Annotated in this window: 1 protein-coding gene; it reads right to left on the reverse strand. The window is 36.9% G+C overall.

Annotated elements, in window-relative coordinates; all coding sequences use genetic code 11:
- On the reverse strand, positions 1-213 hold a 213-nt coding region (locus tag SB660_RS21665), incomplete at its 3' end, for a dihydrodipicolinate synthase family protein (RefSeq protein ID WP_410584481.1).
- Between the last annotated feature and the right edge of the window lie 47 nt (positions 214-260).

Below are 260 nucleotides of genomic sequence, written 5' to 3' on the forward strand. Positions count from 1 at the left end.
TTCAACATCTTCAAATTTTCGCTGATTAACATACTCAATGATCTGAAGACGCTCATCTATGCTGAGTGAATGCTGTTCACCAGTCGTGCCGCATATGAGTAACGAATGGATACCGCTGTTTTTCAAATGTTCGACAATAGCATCAAATCCTTCTAAATATAAACTTTCATCTTCATGAAAAGGCGTAGGGATAGCAACATTAAAATTTCGCATGAGAATGTCCTCCAAGTACATATTCTTGAATATCTGCAGAGTATCAT

The sequence above is a fragment of the Bacillus sp. SIMBA_005 genome (assembly GCF_046535585.1).
In the GTDB taxonomy this organism is placed as follows: domain Bacteria; phylum Bacillota; class Bacilli; order Bacillales; family Bacillaceae; genus Bacillus; species Bacillus pumilus.